This is a genomic window from Paraburkholderia sp. GAS448 (assembly GCF_050435685.1).
Classification (GTDB): Bacteria; Pseudomonadota; Gammaproteobacteria; order Burkholderiales; family Burkholderiaceae; genus Paraburkholderia.
On the sequence record NZ_JBNDKT010000026.1, the window covers coordinates 111,907 to 127,236 of the forward strand.

Genomic DNA, 15,330 nt, shown 5'->3' on the forward strand with positions numbered 1-15,330 from the left:
CCCGGACGCATGCGGCCGCAGCGCAATCCGGTAGCGGCCCGCGCCGCCAATCGCGATCGGTTCATAGCCTGCTTGCACCTAGAACGCAAAGCAGCTGCAACCGAGCGCGCCCCAGAACGCGTTCGCGTCGCTGGCGGGCACGTTGCTGCGCCACGCCCACGCATGCGCATGACGATGCACGCCGCACAGGTTCACGCACGCGTCGTGGCACGACTGCTGCAACGACGCCATGGGACGATAGCGCGCATAGCCGCCGTACTCCGTGACGGGCGACCACGTCGGGCTGACGGGCAACGCGGGCGGGCCGAACGTTTCGAACTCGTCGGCAGCGTAGACGACGCGGCCGTTGACCACCGTCAGCACCGAGGTCAGATGCTTGATGTCGTCTTCGTCGATCGTGAAATAGTCGTCCGAGAGCACCGCTAAATCGGCGAGCTGGCCAGGCACGAGCGCGCCCTTCTTCGTCTCGTCGTTCGAGAACCATGCGCTGCCGACCGTATAGCGGCGCAACGCCTCCATGCGATCCAGCCGGTCCTGCGCCGCGTACATCGGCGTGCCGCCCACCGTGCGTCCCGAAACGAGCCAATACAGCGAAACGAACGGATTGAAGCTCGCGACGCGCGTCGCGTCCGTCCCCGCGCCGACGGGCAGCCCCGCCGCCAGCATCTGCCGCACAGGCGGCGTGCGCGCGGCGGCTTCGGCGCCATAGCGGGCGATAAAGTATTCGCCCTGATACGCCATCCGGTGCTGGACGGCGATGCCGCCGCCCAGCGCGGCAATGCGTTCGATATTGCGCGCCGAGATGGTTTCGCAGTGGTCGAAGAACCAGCGCAGACCGTCGAACGGCGTGTCCCGATTGACGCGCTCGAACACGTTGAGAAAGCGTTCGATCGATTCGTCGTAAGTTGCATGCAGCCGGAACGGCCAGCGATTTTGCACGAGCAGCCGCACGACGGCTTCGAGTTCGCTTTCCATCGCGCCCGGAAGGTCGGGACGCGGCTCCAGAAAATCTTCGAAGTCCGCGGCGGAGAACACGAGCATTTCGCCTGCGCCGTTCATTTTCAGAAAGTCGTCGCCGTCGCCGGGCTTTGTGACCTTGACCCACCTCGCGAAGTCTTCGATTTCCTTCTTCGCGTTCTGCGTGAACAGGTTGTAGGCGATGCGTACCGTCAGTTCGTTGTGCTTTGCGAGCTCCATAATGACCGCGTAGTCGTCGGGATACGCCTGATAGCCGCCGCCCGCATCGATAGCGCTTGTCACGCCGAGCCGGTTCAGCTCGCGCATGAACTGGCGCGACGAGTTCAGCTGATCGTCGAACGGGAGCTTCGGTCCTTTGGCAAGCGTCGCGTACAGCAGGCCCGCATTCGGACGCGCGATCAGCATGCCCGCTGGATTGCCGCGACGGTCGCGCTGGATTTCGCCGCCGGGTGGATTCGGTGTGTCGCGGTCATAGCCGACCGCGCGCAGCGCCGCTGCGTTCAGCAGCGCGCTGTCATAGAGGTGCAGGATGAAGACGGGCGTATCGGGCGCGATCGCGTTGATCTCTTCGAGCGTCGGCCCACGCTTCTCCGCGAACTGAAATTCGTTCCATCCGCCGACGACGCGCACCCACTGCGGCGCAGGCGTGCGCGCAACCTGCGCGCGCAGCATGTCGAGCGCGTCGCGCAGCGACGGCACGCCATCCCAGCGCAGTTCCAGATTGAAATTCAAACCGCCGCGAATGACGTGAAGATGCGAATCGTTGAGACCGGGAACGACGGTGCGTCCCTTCAAATCGATGCGGCGCGTGGAATCGTTCGCCCATTGCATCATGTCGTGATCGTTGCCGCTCGCGACAATCACGCCTTTCGCGATGGCGAGCGCAGTGACGAACGACCGCTTGTCGTCCTGCGTCGCAATCTTGCCGTTATAGATCACTATGTCCGCAATGCGGGTGGGCCGAATAGATGCGGTCATCGTCGCTCTCCTTGGTCGTGCTCAGGCGCATCTCACGCGCGACGACAGCGGCGTCGCGCGTGAAAGCATGGTGTGGGAATGCGTGGGGCGATCAGGTCCGATCAGCCCGCCTCGCTCGCGTGCCCGCCGAGAATCTGCTTCGCATAGCGCACGCCGATGCCATACGAGGTGTGCGCCTTGAAGATCTCCATGGCGCCGTCGTACGTTTCGCCACGCGCCCAGTCGCGTTGCAGTTCGCACATGAACTGCACCGACGTCATCGGCACCGCGCCCGCCTGGACGACACGCTGCACGGCACGCTCATGGGCTTCTTCGGTGATGTCGCCGCAGGCGTCCGTCGGCACGTAGATCTCAAAGCCTTCGGCAAGCATCTGCACGGTCGGGAAAGCGACACACACTTCCGTCCACAGACCGGCGATCACGATCTTCTTGCGGCCTGTCGCCTTGATCGCGTCGCGAAATCCCTTGTCTTCCCATGAGTTCATCGACGTGCGATCGATCGGCTTCGTCTCCGGAAATACCGATTGCAATTCCGGCAACAGATGGCCGCTAAAAGAATCGGCGGCGACCGTCGTCAGAACGGTCGGCACCTTGAAAAGCTTCGCGCTCTTCGCGAGGATCTGGACGTTGTGCAGGATGGTCGTGCGCTCGTGCGAGTGCGTGCCGAAGAACATCTGCGGCTGGTGGTCGATAAGCGCGAGTGCGCACGTGTCAGGCGTCAACAGTTCATAGGCCATGAGTAGCTCCATTTCGCGAGAATGCGAGGGACCCGCACGGTTGCACGAAGGCAACCGCGCCAGCGTCCAGTTAGGGGAAGAGTTCAGTCGACGTTGCATCGGCAAGGCAAGCGTCCACAGAAACAAGATATAGCGTTGTGCTCGACCGAGACATTGCATGTTTATGTAGTGCATGTTTATGTAGTCAGAGGCCCGTTGGTGCCTGGCCTTGTTGTTCAACAAGTGTCGAGCGCCAATAGCCTCGCTGGGTCGATTCCAGATTCATGTAATAGCCGTCGCTGCTCCCCACCAACTAACATCGAAGCGTCTCTTTGGAATGCTGCCGCCGGCCATTCGTCTGACCGTCGACGGCGAGCTGTGATTTGTAGACCGACTGCCATCGGATCCGGGCGACCATCGCCTGATGAGGTCACGACATGGAGGGAACGATGATCGAAAGCACGAGAATGGAGCGCGACACGTTCGGATAGATCACCGCGCCGAACGAGCGCTTGTGGGAGGCGCAGACACAGCGCTCCCTGCAGAATTTTCGAATCTCCAGCGAAACGCAACCGCCCATATCCATCCATGCACTGGTTTTGATCTGCACGGACCGATCACAGGAGTATGCCGAGATGAAACTCGACGCGACTACTTTCCTGCAACTGCGTCGTCTTGCTCCAGTACTGGACGACGTACTCAACGCTGGCGAGGTTGAGTATCCACATCAGGCCGTGAATCTGGCTGCGCTGGCAGCCTTGTGTTCGCAGCTATTCCAGGCATACGAGGTCCGCAAACCAGTCGGGATGGAGCCCCCCTCGGGCTCTTTTTGAACTGGTACAGGAAAACAGACATGGGCAAAAAGAAAGTAGTCCGCATCTACAGCGACCCTGCAGGCGGTTGGGGCGCGCTCAAGGCAACAGGCGAAGCGCTCGCGCTTCAAGGCATCGCCGTCTCCGGCACGAAGACGCTATTGGATATGAATCAGCCGGAAGGCTTCGACTGTCCTGGCTGCGCGTGGCCCGACCCGAAGCACACGTCGTCGTTCGAGTTCTGCGAGAACGGCGCAAAGGCAGTCGCGTGGGAAGCGACGGCGAACCGCTGCACGCCGGAGTTCTTCGCCGCGCACAGCGTGTCCGAACTCACCGCATGGGACGACTACGACCTCGAAATGGTCGGACGCGTCACGCATCCGATGGCCTATGACCGCGCATCGGATCGCTATCTGCCGATCAACTGGGAAGATGCGTTCACGCTCGTGGGCCGCCACCTGAATGCGCTTGATCATCCCGATCAGGCCGATTTCTACACGTCGGGCCGCGCGTCGAACGAAGCCGCGTTCCTCTATCAACTCTTTGTCCGCGAATTCGGCAGCAACAATTTCCCCGACTGCTCGAACATGTGCCACGAAGCAACGAGCGTCGGCCTGCCGCAATCGATCGGCGTCGGCAAAGGCACGGTCCTGCTCGAAGACTTCGAGCATGCCGACGCGATCTTCATCTTCGGACAAAACCCCGGCACCAACAGTCCACGGATGATGAGCAACCTTCATTCGGCGTCGCGGCGCGGCGCGAAGATCGTGTCGTTCAATCCGTTTCGCGAGCGCGCGCTGGAACGGTTCGCTTCGCCGCAGAATCCGATCGAAATGGCGACGCTCGGCTATACCCCTATCAGCACCTTCCTGTACCAGGTACGTGTCGGCGGCGACGCCGCAGTGCTCAAGGGGATGATGAAGGCCATCGTCGAAGCCGACGACGCCGCGCTTGCCGCCGACGTGCCACGCATCCTTGACATTGAATTCATTCAGGGCCACACGCACGGCATCGAAGCGCTGCTGGGCGACCTGCGCGCGACTTCGTGGGACGCCATCGAGCGGCACTCGGGTCTCTCGCGCGCCGACATCGAGAACGCGGCACAGATCTACATGCAGGCGAAGAACGCGATCCTCGTCTATGGGATGGGCATTACGCAGCATCATCGCGGCACGGAGAACGTGCAGCAGATCGCAAACCTCGCGCTGCTGCGCGGCAACGTCGGACGGCCGGGCGCCGGCATTTGCCCCGTACGCGGACATTCGAACGTGCAGGGCAACCGCACGGTCGGCATCACGGAAAAGCCGTCGACGCAACTGATTGAAGGTATCGAGCGCGCCTTCGGGTTCCGCGCGCCGGAAGGCCACGGCCACGATGTGATTGCGACGATCGACTCGATGATCCGAGGCGACGCAAAGGTTTTCATCGCGCTGGGCGGCAATTTCGCGGCGGCGATTCCCGACTGGGTCCGTGTGCAGGCGGCCATCCGCAAGCTCGACCTGACGGTGCACATCGCGACGAAACTCAACCGCAGCCATCTCGTGCACGGCAAGGATGCGCTGATCCTGCCATGCCTCGGCCGCACGGAGATCGACATTCAGGCGGATGGTCCGCAATCGATCACCGTCGAAGATTCGATGTCGATGGTGCACGCGTCCGCAGGCCGCAACGAACCCGCTTCGCCGCATCTGCTGAGCGAGCCGGCCATCGTCGCGGGCATCGCGCGCGCGACGCTCGGCAAAAAATCCCGCGTGCCCTGGGAACACATGGTCGCGAACTACGACCGTATCCGCGATGCGCTCGAAGTCGTGTTCCCCATCTTCCAGGCGTACAACGAGCGCATCCGCGTGCCGGGCGGCTTCCATCTCGCATCGACGGCGCGCGAACGCGTGTGGGCCACGCCAACGGGCCGCGCCAATTTCCTCGTCTTCAAGGGGCTCGACGAAAACCCCTGGCACAACGACCCCGAAGCGCTCTGGCTCACGACGATGCGTAGCCACGATCAGTACAACACCACGCTTTATTCGCACTCGGACCGCTATCGCGGCGTGTTCGGACAACGCGACGTCGTGTTCATGAACCAGCGCGAACTGGAAAAGCGCGGACTGCATCCGGGCGAGCGCGTCGATATCGTCGCGCTTTCGACGGATGGCATCGAGCGCATCATCCGCAGCTTCAAGGTGGTCGAGTATTCGCTGCCCGACGGCTGTTGCGGCGCGTACTACCCCGAAGTGAATCCTCTCGTGCCGCTCTACGCGTTCGACCCGCAGAGCCGCACGCCGTCATACAAATCCGTGCCCGTGAAAGTGGTGCGTGCCGCCGCCGTGGGCCCTGATTCGGCGACGCGTGCAGTCGCCCTGCAAGGCGAGGAGCCCCACCATGCCTGATCATGTTCTCGACCTGTCGCGCGCGCAGTTCGCGATGACGGCAGTCTTTCACATCCTCTGGCCGATCCTGACGATCAGCCTCTCCGCGTTCCTCGTGCTGATCGAAGCGCTGTGGATCAAGACAGGCGACGTGATGTACTACCGGCACGCGCGTTTCTGGAGCAGGCTGCTGGCGCTGAACTTCGCAGTCGGCGTGGTCAGCGGCATTCCGATGGAGTTCCAGTTCGGCACCAACTGGGCGGGCTTCTCGCAGTACAGCGGCCAGTTCATCGGCAATATCCTCGGCTTCGAGGGCGCGATGGCCTTCATGCTCGAAGCGGGGTTCGTCGGTATCATGCTGCTCGGCTGGGGACGCGTGCCGCGCGGCGTCCATCTGTTTGCGACGGCGATGGTCGCGCTCGGTTCGAGCATCTCGGCGTTCTGGATCATGGTCGCCAATTCGTGGATGCAGACGCCGGCGGGCTATGCCGTCGTCAAGGGCAAGATCGAGGTGACCGACTATGTCGCCGCGATCTTCAATCCCGACATGGTGTGGGGCGTGTCGCACATGTGGGTCGCGGCAATCGAAACAGGCATGTTCGTGATCGCGGGCATCTCAGCATGGAACCTCTTTCGCAAGCGCCAGCCCGAGTTCTTCGCGCGTTCGTTCAAGATCGCGCTCGCCATGCTCGTCTTTGTTGCGCCGCTGCAGATCTGGCTCGGTGATTCGAGCGGCGTGAGCGTGTTCGAAACGCAGCCCGCAAAGGGCGCGGCAATCGAAGGCCACTGGCACACCAACCCGCCGGGCACGGGCGCGTCGTGGTCGCTGCTCGCATGGCCCGATCAGAAGGCGCAACGCAACGACTGGTCGCTGGAAATCCCCGGCATGCTGAGCGTCCTCGGCACGCACTCGCTGCACGGCCACGTAAAGGGTCTCACCGACTTCAAGCCCGAAGACCAGCCGCCGATGATTCCGCTGCTCTACTACGCCTTCCGCTTGATGGCGGGGATCGGCTTCGCTTTCATGTTGCTCGCGTTCTGGACGGCGTACGCGCTGCGTAAGACGCGCGGCAGCCTCGATGCGCTGCTTGCGCAACGCAGGCTGTTGCTTGCCTGGGTGCTGTGCATACCGCTGCCTTATGTCGCCGTCGAGGCGGGCTGGATCGTCCGCGAAGTGGGACGTCAGCCGTGGGTGGTCTATGGACTGCTGCGCACGAATCAGGCGGTATCGAGCGTGGCCGCGACGTCGGTCTCGCTCAGCATGACGATGTTCTTCGCGTTCTATGTCGTGCTGTTCGTCACGTTCTTCGTCCTCGCGCGCCGCTGGCTGCGCAAAGGCCCCGATCTGACCAGCGCGCCGCCCGCCAACGTCACCGCGCGCGGCGCTTCCGCCACGACGACCACGCCCCCCATTTCCGGCTACTGATGCCGCGTACCGAGCTCACGAGGTTGTCTCATGGATAGCTCTACCCATTCGCTGCTGGCCTATATCTGGTTCTGCCTGCTCGGCCTGATGCTGGTGTTCTACGTTGTCACAGACGGCTTCGATCTCGGCGTCGGCATTCTCAGTCTGATGCGCTCACAGCGCACGGATCGCGACGTCATGGTCCAGTCGATCGGGCATGTATGGGACGCCAACGAAACATGGCTGGTCGTGCTCGGCGGCGGACTGTTTGGCGCGTTTCCCATCGCCTACGCACAACTGATGCAGGACCTCTATCTGCCCGTCATGGCGCTGATCGCCGGGCTCATCATGCGCGGGGCCACGATCGAATTCCGTCATAGCGCTGAGTACGGTCCGCTGTGGGACAAGGTGTTCGGCATCGGCAGCCTGATCGCGGCGCTCGCGCAAGGCGTCGTGCTCGGCAAGGTCATCACGGGTCTCGTGCCGGGCGAGTGGAACAGGGCGTTCATCGTCGTGGCAGCGATCGGCGTCGTCGCGGGCTATGCGTTGCTGGGCGCGACGTATCTGGTGAACAAGACTGTCGGCATGATCGAGCAATGGGCACGGCGCATGGCGTTGCTGAGCGCGATCCTGACGGCTGCCGCCGCAGTGCTGCTGACTGCTGCGACCTGGTTCTTCAGTGGCGTCGGCCTCGACCGCTGGTCGCAGCCGGGCGTCATGCATGTGCTGATCGCGCTCGGCCTCGCAGCAGCGCTTGCGTTCGCCTTCATCATGACATCGCTCTATCTTGGCGCGGCGCGCGGTCCGTTCCGCGGCGCGGTGGCCCTCTTCATCGTGTCGTTCGTCGGTCTCGCGGTGAGCCTGTTCCCCGACTTCGTGCCCGGCAAGCTCGGCATCGTCGAAGCCGCTTCCGATTCGCGCACGCTCGCGTTCATGCTCGCCGGCATCGGCCTGATCTTTCCCGTGATGATCGGCTATAACCTTTACCAGTACTACATCTTTCGCGGCAAGGTGGTCGGCGACGCACATGCGGGCGATTGATCCGCGCCGCCATTCCACATCACATCATTCACGGAGCCGTCATGACGGCCTGCAACGTTGCTGACGGGCTGTTGATTCTGGGCCGGCCCTACCCTGCACCGATTTCACCGGAACGAACTCTCACGAGTGGTTCGAAGTCGTTCCGCGATTCCGGCGCCCATGCTCCAGCAGGAAACGGCGGTCGCTGCTATCTGCCGGCGTACATGTACTGCCGCGACCACGGCAGCGTTTTCGCGTTGCGTCCGGCCTTGCGGCATACGACCTGATAGATCGACACGTCGTCGTTCTCGAACGCATACGCGCAACCCGCGAGATACACGCGCCAGATGCGGAACTTCTCGTCGTCGACAAGCTTCTTCGCCTCTTCCGCTTTTGCATCGTAGGTCTCCGCCCAGATGTTGAGCGTTTGCGCATAGTGACGGCGCAGGTTTTCAACATCGACCGCTTCGAGCCCGCCGCGCTGCATCGATTCGAGCGCAAGGCTGATATGCGGCAGTTCGCCGTCCGGGAACACATAGCGGTCGATGAATTCGCCGCCGCCGAGCGCCGTCTCGCCGCTGTCGTAATCGGTCGACGTAATGCCGTGGTTCATCGCCACGCCGTCGTCGGCGAGCAGATCGTGGATCTTCTGGAAGTAGCCTGGCAGATTCTTGCGCCCGACGTGCTCGAACATCCCGACGCTCGTGATGCGATCGAACTGGCCCTCGACGTCGCGATAGTCCTGCAGGCGGATTTCGATCCTGTCCTCCAGCCCGGCCGCCTTGACGCGCGCCGTGGCGAGATCGAACTGGTTCTGCGACAGCGTCACGCCGACGCACTGCGCGCCGAATTTCTGCGCGGCACGCAGCACGAGCGCACCCCAGCCGCAGCCGATGTCGAGCAGGCGCTGACCGGGCTGCACCTGGATCTTGGTAAGGATGTGGTCGATTTTCCTGATTTGCGCGGTGGCGAGATCTTCATTGCCATTCTCGAAGTACGCACACGAGTACACCATGTTCTCGTCGAGCCACAGCTTGTAGAACTCGTTCGAGACGTCGTAGTGATATTGGATCGCTTTCCTGTCCGACGACTTCGAGTGATTGAAGTAGCGCCGCACGCGCGCCAGCTTGCTTGCGCTCCTGACCGTGCTGCGTGCGAGCGAATAGCCGATGTTGACGATGTCCGACAGCTTGCCTTCGATGTCGATCTTGCCCTTCACGTACGCCTCGCCCAGATTGTCGAGGCTCGGTTCGAGCAGATACGGCAGCGCCGTGGCGCTCTTGACATGCAGCGTGACCTGAGGCTCGGCGAACTGCCCGAAGTCATGTTGCTGGCCGTCCCACAGCACGAGTCGCGCCGGAAGATTCGCCTTCGTTTTTACTTCTTCTACCCACTGCGTCAGCTTCTTGTCCCAAAACATTCGTGTACCTCGCAAAAAAGCGGATTCCGTTTGCCTCGCCGGCCCTGGTCACACCAGAGCCGACCGGCCCGTTTCAAGCGAGACTTCCACTGAAGTGAAGAGATCAGCGCTTTTCGCACTCGTTGGTTCGCTGGAGGAACGTGCCGCTCCTGTTCATTACGACTAGAAACGGGACTGCGGCGGCTACTGTCCGACCTGATATCGGCACCGGCAGATGTCACTGATGCTGGTATGCGCCTCGCTGCTTCGGTATCGCAGGTAGTTTCGCGTATTGGAACGCAGGCATTGCCTTGAGTGCGTCACGCGTCGCCCCGCGCAAAACGAGCTTGCCATCGACGAAATCCAGTTGATCGACGGGAACCGCCACATCGTGACGAGGTATTCCAATGAATCCCTGTGCGTCGATGATGGCATACGAAACCGACTTGTCCGGCGCAACGACGATATCGTAGACCGTGCCTACCTTCCCGGCATTCTCGTTGAAGACAGGCTTGCCGAGGATCGAACGCTTGATGCTCCACCCGGAAACGATAGCATCCGCTTCCGCAACCGTTATTCCGATCGGCTGATCGCCCACCACCTCCGCGGATGCTGCTTGCGCGGTAGCTGCGGCGCAAGCGGCAAGGAAAACAGCCATTAGCGCTTTTGAAACCATGCCATCTCTCCAAAACGGGTTGTTGAATCGGTTGTCGTGAATTGCCCGGCAGGACGTTCCTCCGGACCGCAGTCACATCGAGCGTGCCGTAGTAACTGCATTGAACGGCTGAGAGTGCCGGATTGCTTTGATGATAGTTAGCAAGACCAATGACGTCTATTACATGAATCTGGACTCAATCCCATGACGTTATTGGCGCTCAACGCTTGTTGAGCAACGAGGACAGGCACCTGGACGTGCTCCGGACTACATGAATATGCAATGTCTTGCCTGAGCACGACGTTATATGTTGTTTGTGTGGACGCTTGATCTGTCTTTCAACGCGCGGCGACCTCTAATGGAGGCGCCTTCACGTTCTGGGGCGAAAGCCTGTTCATATTCCCGGCGATGCTCGCTCACGCGGGCGATCAGCTACCGTGTGTTCAGCGGTAAGGTCCGGCGCGCTGCCGCCTACCGACCGCGCCAAATTCAAGAGGATCGACATGACCGAAGTCCGCATTGAAACCGACAGTCTCGGCGAAGTGCGTGTACCCGCAGACAAGCTCTGGGGCGCCCAGACCCAGCGGTCCCTCGCGCATTTCAGCATCGGTCGGGACCTCATGCCGCGCGAGATGATCGCGGCCTACGCTACGCTGAAGAAAGCCGCGGCCGGCGCGAACCACGCGGGCGGGCGGCTCGACGCCACGATCCACGGACGCATCGTTCAGGTGTGCGACGAGATCCTGGCCGGCCAGCATCACGACATGTTCCCGCTCCACGTCTGGATGACCGGCAGCGGCACACAGTTCAACATGAACATGAATGAGGTGATCTCGAACCGCTGCTGCCAGCTCGCCGGCACCGCCGTCGGCAGCAAGGCACCGGTCCATCCGAACGATCACGTCAACATGTCGCAATCATCGAACGACAGCTTTCCATCGGCGATGTACATCGCGGCGGCAGTCGGCGTGAAGCAGCGGCTGATCCCGGCCGTCGTGGCGCTTCACGACGCGATCGCGGCCAAGGCAGCCGAATGGCAGGACATCGTCAAGATCGGCCGCACCCACATGCAGGATGCGACACCGCTGACCTTGGGCCAGGAATGGTCGGGCTATGCCGGCATGCTCGCAGAGAATCTGGAGCGTCTCGACGACGCGCTGAAGAGCGTCTATCGCCTGGCGCTCGGCGGCACAGCAGTCGGCACCGGCATCAACGCCGCCCCAGGGTTTGCAGAGGCGGCCACGGCCGGGATCGCGAAGCTTACCGGCCTGCCTTTCGTGAGCGCGCCCAACAAGTTCACGGTACAGGGTGCGCACGACGCGCTCATCCAGCTCTCGGGCACGCTGCGGACGCTTGCCGCCTCGCTCTACAAGATCGGCAACGACGTCCGGCTCCTGGCCTGCGGCCCGCGCGCCGGCTTCGCCGAGCTCGTCATCCCGGAGAACGAGCCCGGCTCATCGATCATGCCCGGCAAGGTGAACCCGACCCAGGCCGAGGCGTTGACGATGCTGGCGGTCCAGGTCATGGCGAACGACGTGGCTGTTGGCTTCGGCGGCGCCGGCGGCTATCTGGAGATGAATGTCTATAAGCCGCTGATGATCGCGAATATCACCCAGTCGGTGACCCTGCTGACCGACGGCTGCACCAACTTCCGCAAGTTCCTCGTAGAAGGCACGCAGCCGAACCGCAAGAAGATCGCCGAATACGTCGAGCGCTCGCTGATGCTCGTAACGGCGCTCGCGCCGGTCATCGGCTACGACAAGGCGTCGAAGATCGCCCACCACGCGATGGAGCAGGATCTGACGCTGAAGGCGGCGGCCCTCTCTCTCGGCTTTGTCAGTGAGGCGGAATTCGACCGCGTGGTCGACCCGGCGAAGATGGTCAAGCCCTACGTAGCGACCGTGGTCTGATCCTGAATCTATCGTAGATTCGATGGCGACGGCCGGCCGCGGTCGCCATCGACTGGCCTCTTCGCGGCCATGAAGGAATATCCGATGAGCAAATCAACTGATTTCGCTGCACCGGTCGAAACCGATCTGACAGGATTCGACCTGATCAACAAGCCGATGCTCAACAAGGGCACGGCTTTCACCGATGAGGAACGCTGTGCGTTTGGTCTGCACGGATTGCTGCCGCCGCATGTCGGCACGCTCGAAGAGCAGGTCGAGCGTAGGCTGAAGGTGCTGCGCGCCTTCGAGACCGACTTCGAGCGCTACGCATTCCTGCGCGAACTGCAGGACAGCGACGAGACGCTGTTCTACGCGGTGATCGCCAGCAATCTCGAAGAGACGCTGCCGCTGGTCTATACGCCGACCGTTGGCGAAGGCTGCCAGCGCTTCAGCGAAATCTGGCACAAGCCGCGCGGCGTCTTCATCAGCTACCCGAACATGCACCGGATTCGCGAGATTCTGTCGGACGCGCGCTTCGATCGGGTGCGCATCATCGTTGTCAGCGATGGGGAGCGAATCCTGGGACTCGGCGATCAGGGCGCCGGTGGCATGGGCATCTCGATCGGCAAGCTGGCGCTCTATACGGCCTGTGCCGGCATCCATCCGGACGAGACGCTGCCGGTCCTGCTCGATGTCGGGACGAATAACCAGGACCGCCTTGACGACCCGCTCTATGTCGGCTGGCGGCACGAGCGCATACGCGGCGACGAGTACGATGCCTTCATCGAAGAGTTCGTCGCGGCCGTATCGGAGCGCTGGCCCGACGTGCTGCTTCATTGGGAGGATTTCGCCGGTTCGAACGCCGCCCGTCTTCTCGAGCGCTATCGCGATAGGCTTTGCACCTTCAACGACGATATCCAGGGCACCGCCGCCATCGCGGCCAGCTCGCTTCTCGCCGCCGTCAATGTCACCGGCGTACCGCTAACGGCACAGCGCATCGCCGTGCTCGGCGCCGGATCGGCCGGGTGCGGCATCGCCTCCCTGCTGCTCAAGGCGATGATCGATGCCGGCGCCGACGAGGCCGAGGCACGCGGCCACTTCTTCCTTGTCGACCGCAACGGGCTGCTCGTGGAGGGCATGCCGGACATCATGCCGGCGCAGAAGCCATTCCTTCAGAAACCGGAGGCGGTCGCCGGCTGGAAACGAGAGGCGCCGAACCCGATCGGCCTGCTCGATGTGGTCTCCCATGCCCATCCGACGGTGCTGATCGGGGTTTCGGGGCAGGCCGGCGCCTTCACCGAGTCTGTCGTTCGCACCATGGCGCGTCACGTCGAGCGGCCGGTCATCTTCCCGCTGTCCAATCCCACCTCGCGCAGCGAAGCGACACCGGAGCAGCTCATGGCCTGGAGCGAGGGGCGCGCGCTCATCGGCACGGGAAGTCCCTTCCCGCCGCTTCACTGGAACGGCCGCGCACGGAAGGTCAATCAGACCAACAATTCCTACGTCTTTCCGGGCATTGGGCTGGGCGTCCTCGCCGCCGGCGCGCGCCGGATCACTGATGCGATGTTCATGGTCGCCGGAAAGACCGTGGCCGCCATGTCGCCCACGGTCACCGACAAGGAGGGGCTGCTCCTCCCGCCTGTTAGCGACCTGCGCAAGGTCGCAGTGGCCGTCGCGAAGGCCGTCGCCCGTCAGGCGCAGGTCGACGGCGTCGCGCAACCCTGCGATGAGACTACCCTCGACGCTCGCGTCACGGCGCGCGTTTGGGAGCCGCGCTATCGGCCCTATCGGAAGCGCGGTTGAAAACCGGGCCTGCGCGGCACACCGGGGGTCGCGCGGGCCCAACGCGTCTCATGGACCAATCAGAACGCTCCGGTCTACCGGACGTGCCCTGCGGAGAATTTTGCTCGAGAAGCTCGCGTTCGATCAATACATATTGCGACTCGAACGTCCGCCGCTTGTCCTGGATCTGGAAAGAGCCACGATTGCGCGTTGGAAAGCCGCATAAGCCGTTCAAACACCACGTAACGTGTCCACCAGGCGAATAACCTCCGGCCGGGCCAAATCGCCTTCCGGTTCTTTGCGACCGAGAAGCAACTCCAGCAGGTCGTTATCGCCCAGCTCGAGCAGGCGCGTGAGAGCGCCCACATCGGCATCGCTGAGGTCACGCTCATATCGGCTGAAAAAACGCTCGAAGATCAGGTCGTTTTCGAGCAGACCGCGCCGGGCGCGCCAGCGAAGCCGCGCGCGGCGCAGTGGATCGGACTGATGTGAGGTCGCGTTCATGTCAAACCTTTCGGCGGACCATGAGTTCCTTGATCTTGCCGATCGCCTTCGTCGGATTGAGCCCTTTCGGGCACACGTCGACGCAGTTCATGACCGTATGGCAACGGAACAGACGGTACGGGTCTTCGAGGTTGTCGAGCCGCTCGCCCGTCGCCTGATCGCGGCTGTCTGCGATGAAGCGATAGGCCTGCAAGAGTCCTGCCGGCCCGACGAACTTGTCCGGATTCCACCAGAAGCTCGGACACGACGTCGAGCAGCTCGCACACAAAATGCACTCGTACACGCCGTCGAGCTCGTCACGCTCTTCGGGCGACTGCAGACGTTCCTTCTCGGGCGGCGGCGTATCGTTGATGAGGTACGGTTTGATCGAGTGGTACTGGTTGAAGAAGTGCGTCATGTCGACAATCAGGTCGCGGATCACAGGCAGGCCTGGCAGCGGACGAAGGACGATCTTCTGCGGAAGGTCGTTCAGGTTCGTCAGGCACGCCAGACCATTCGTGCCGTTGATGTTCATCGCATCGGACCCGCACACGCCCTCCCGGCACGAGCGGCGGAACGCAAAGGTTTCGTCGACCGACTTCAGCTTGACGATCGCGTCGAGCAGCATGCGTTCATGCGAGTCGATTTCGATCTCATACGTTTGCATGCGCGGCGCTGCATCCTTGTCAGGGTCGTAGCGGTAGATTTCAAATGTACGCTTTGCCATTTCTAGATTCCTTTGAGTTGTGCCTTAGGGAAACGCTGATCAATGGACCAACTGCCCAAGTTGCAGGCGAGATGGCGTCGAACTTTCCAGATGACGAAGCGAATCGACGCTCAATTCAGT

Annotated in this window: 12 protein-coding genes; 6 read left to right on the plus strand and 6 right to left on the minus strand. The window is 62.2% G+C overall.

Annotated elements, in window-relative coordinates:
• Positions 1 to 78: 78 nt before the first annotated feature.
• Together P3T23_RS33965 and P3T23_RS33970 are read right to left on the minus strand one after the other, a co-directional pair.
• On the minus strand, positions 79 to 1,956 hold the full coding sequence (locus tag P3T23_RS33965; protein ID WP_429320450.1) for an amidohydrolase: 1,878 nt from the start codon (positions 1,954 to 1,956) through the stop codon (positions 79 to 81).
• A gap of 101 nt (positions 1,957 to 2,057) precedes the next feature.
• Entirely contained in the window at positions 2,058 to 2,693 is a 636-nt protein-coding gene (locus P3T23_RS33970) for a hydrolase (protein ID WP_429320451.1), read from the minus strand.
• A 614-nt stretch (positions 2,694 to 3,307) separates the two neighbouring features.
• Between P3T23_RS33970 and P3T23_RS33975 the strand changes: the two genes are divergently transcribed.
• Genes P3T23_RS33975 through P3T23_RS33990 form a run of 4 tightly spaced genes read left to right on the plus strand, consistent with a single transcriptional unit; the run spans position 3,308 to position 8,296 of the window.
• On the plus strand, positions 3,308 to 3,505 hold the full coding sequence (locus P3T23_RS33975) for a hypothetical protein (protein WP_429320452.1): 198 nt from the start codon (positions 3,308 to 3,310) through the stop codon (positions 3,503 to 3,505).
• A gap of 20 nt (positions 3,506 to 3,525) precedes the next feature.
• Positions 3,526 to 5,871: an FdhF/YdeP family oxidoreductase gene (locus P3T23_RS33980; protein ID WP_429320453.1), complete on the plus strand. Its 2,346-nt coding sequence runs from the start codon at positions 3,526 to 3,528 to the stop codon at positions 5,869 to 5,871.
• Positions 5,864 to 7,276: a cytochrome ubiquinol oxidase subunit I gene (locus P3T23_RS33985; protein WP_429320454.1), complete on the plus strand. Its 1,413-nt coding sequence runs from the start codon at positions 5,864 to 5,866 to the stop codon at positions 7,274 to 7,276. The genes P3T23_RS33980 and P3T23_RS33985 overlap by 8 nt, the downstream gene beginning before the upstream one ends.
• A gap of 30 nt (positions 7,277 to 7,306) precedes the next feature.
• Positions 7,307 to 8,296: a cytochrome d ubiquinol oxidase subunit II gene (locus tag P3T23_RS33990; RefSeq protein WP_429320455.1), complete on the plus strand. Its 990-nt coding sequence runs from the start codon at positions 7,307 to 7,309 to the stop codon at positions 8,294 to 8,296.
• Between the two features lie 187 nt (positions 8,297 to 8,483).
• Here P3T23_RS33990 and P3T23_RS33995 read toward each other — a convergent pair whose 3' ends face one another.
• Positions 8,484 to 9,695, minus strand: a complete 1,212-nt coding sequence (locus P3T23_RS33995; protein WP_429320456.1) for a class I SAM-dependent methyltransferase — start codon at positions 9,693 to 9,695, stop codon at positions 8,484 to 8,486.
• A gap of 217 nt (positions 9,696 to 9,912) precedes the next feature.
• A complete protein-coding gene (locus P3T23_RS34000) occupies positions 9,913 to 10,350 on the minus strand; it encodes a PRC-barrel domain-containing protein (RefSeq protein WP_429320457.1) in 438 nt (145 codons plus the stop codon).
• Between the two features lie 482 nt (positions 10,351 to 10,832).
• On the opposite strand from P3T23_RS34000, the gene fumC reads away from it, so the two are divergent.
• Entirely contained in the window at positions 10,833 to 12,239 is a 1,407-nt protein-coding gene (fumC, locus tag P3T23_RS34005) for a class II fumarate hydratase (RefSeq protein ID WP_429320458.1), read from the plus strand.
• Between the two features lie 69 nt (positions 12,240 to 12,308).
• Positions 12,309 to 14,021 (plus strand): NAD-dependent malic enzyme, encoded by a 1,713-nt coding sequence (locus P3T23_RS34010; protein ID WP_429320459.1) that lies wholly within the window; start codon positions 12,309 to 12,311, stop codon positions 14,019 to 14,021.
• A 210-nt stretch (positions 14,022 to 14,231) separates the two neighbouring features.
• Here P3T23_RS34010 and P3T23_RS34015 read toward each other — a convergent pair whose 3' ends face one another.
• Positions 14,232 to 14,504, minus strand: a complete 273-nt coding sequence (locus P3T23_RS34015; protein WP_429320460.1) for a succinate dehydrogenase assembly factor 2 — start codon at positions 14,502 to 14,504, stop codon at positions 14,232 to 14,234.
• Position 14,505: 1 nt separating this feature from the next.
• The gene (locus P3T23_RS34020) at positions 14,506 to 15,210 is read right to left on the minus strand and encodes a succinate dehydrogenase iron-sulfur subunit (protein ID WP_429320461.1); all 705 of its coding nucleotides are present in this window, start codon (positions 15,208 to 15,210) and stop codon (positions 14,506 to 14,508) included.
• Positions 15,211 to 15,330: the final 120 nt, after the last annotated feature.

Coding starts and splice junctions, on each gene's coding strand:
- fumC (WP_429320458.1), top strand. CDS start 10,833: ATGACCGAAGTCCGCATTGAAACCGACAGTCTCGGCGAAGTGCGTGTA.
- P3T23_RS33985 (WP_429320454.1), top strand. CDS start 5,864: ATGCCTGATCATGTTCTCGACCTGTCGCGCGCGCAGTTCGCGATGACG.
- P3T23_RS33995 (WP_429320456.1), bottom strand. CDS start 9,695: ATGTTTTGGGACAAGAAGCTGACGCAGTGGGTAGAAGAAGTAAAAACG.
- P3T23_RS34010 (WP_429320459.1), top strand. CDS start 12,309: ATGAAGGAATATCCGATGAGCAAATCAACTGATTTCGCTGCACCGGTC.
- P3T23_RS34000 (WP_429320457.1), bottom strand. CDS start 10,350: ATGGTTTCAAAAGCGCTAATGGCTGTTTTCCTTGCCGCTTGCGCCGCA.
- P3T23_RS34020 (WP_429320461.1), bottom strand. CDS start 15,210: ATGGCAAAGCGTACATTTGAAATCTACCGCTACGACCCTGACAAGGAT.
- P3T23_RS33965 (WP_429320450.1), bottom strand. CDS start 1,956: ATGACCGCATCTATTCGGCCCACCCGCATTGCGGACATAGTGATCTAT.
- P3T23_RS33970 (WP_429320451.1), bottom strand. CDS start 2,693: ATGGCCTATGAACTGTTGACGCCTGACACGTGCGCACTCGCGCTTATC.
- P3T23_RS33990 (WP_429320455.1), top strand. CDS start 7,307: ATGGATAGCTCTACCCATTCGCTGCTGGCCTATATCTGGTTCTGCCTG.
- P3T23_RS33975 (WP_429320452.1), top strand. CDS start 3,308: ATGAAACTCGACGCGACTACTTTCCTGCAACTGCGTCGTCTTGCTCCA.
- P3T23_RS33980 (WP_429320453.1), top strand. CDS start 3,526: ATGGGCAAAAAGAAAGTAGTCCGCATCTACAGCGACCCTGCAGGCGGT.
- P3T23_RS34015 (WP_429320460.1), bottom strand. CDS start 14,504: ATGAACGCGACCTCACATCAGTCCGATCCACTGCGCCGCGCGCGGCTT.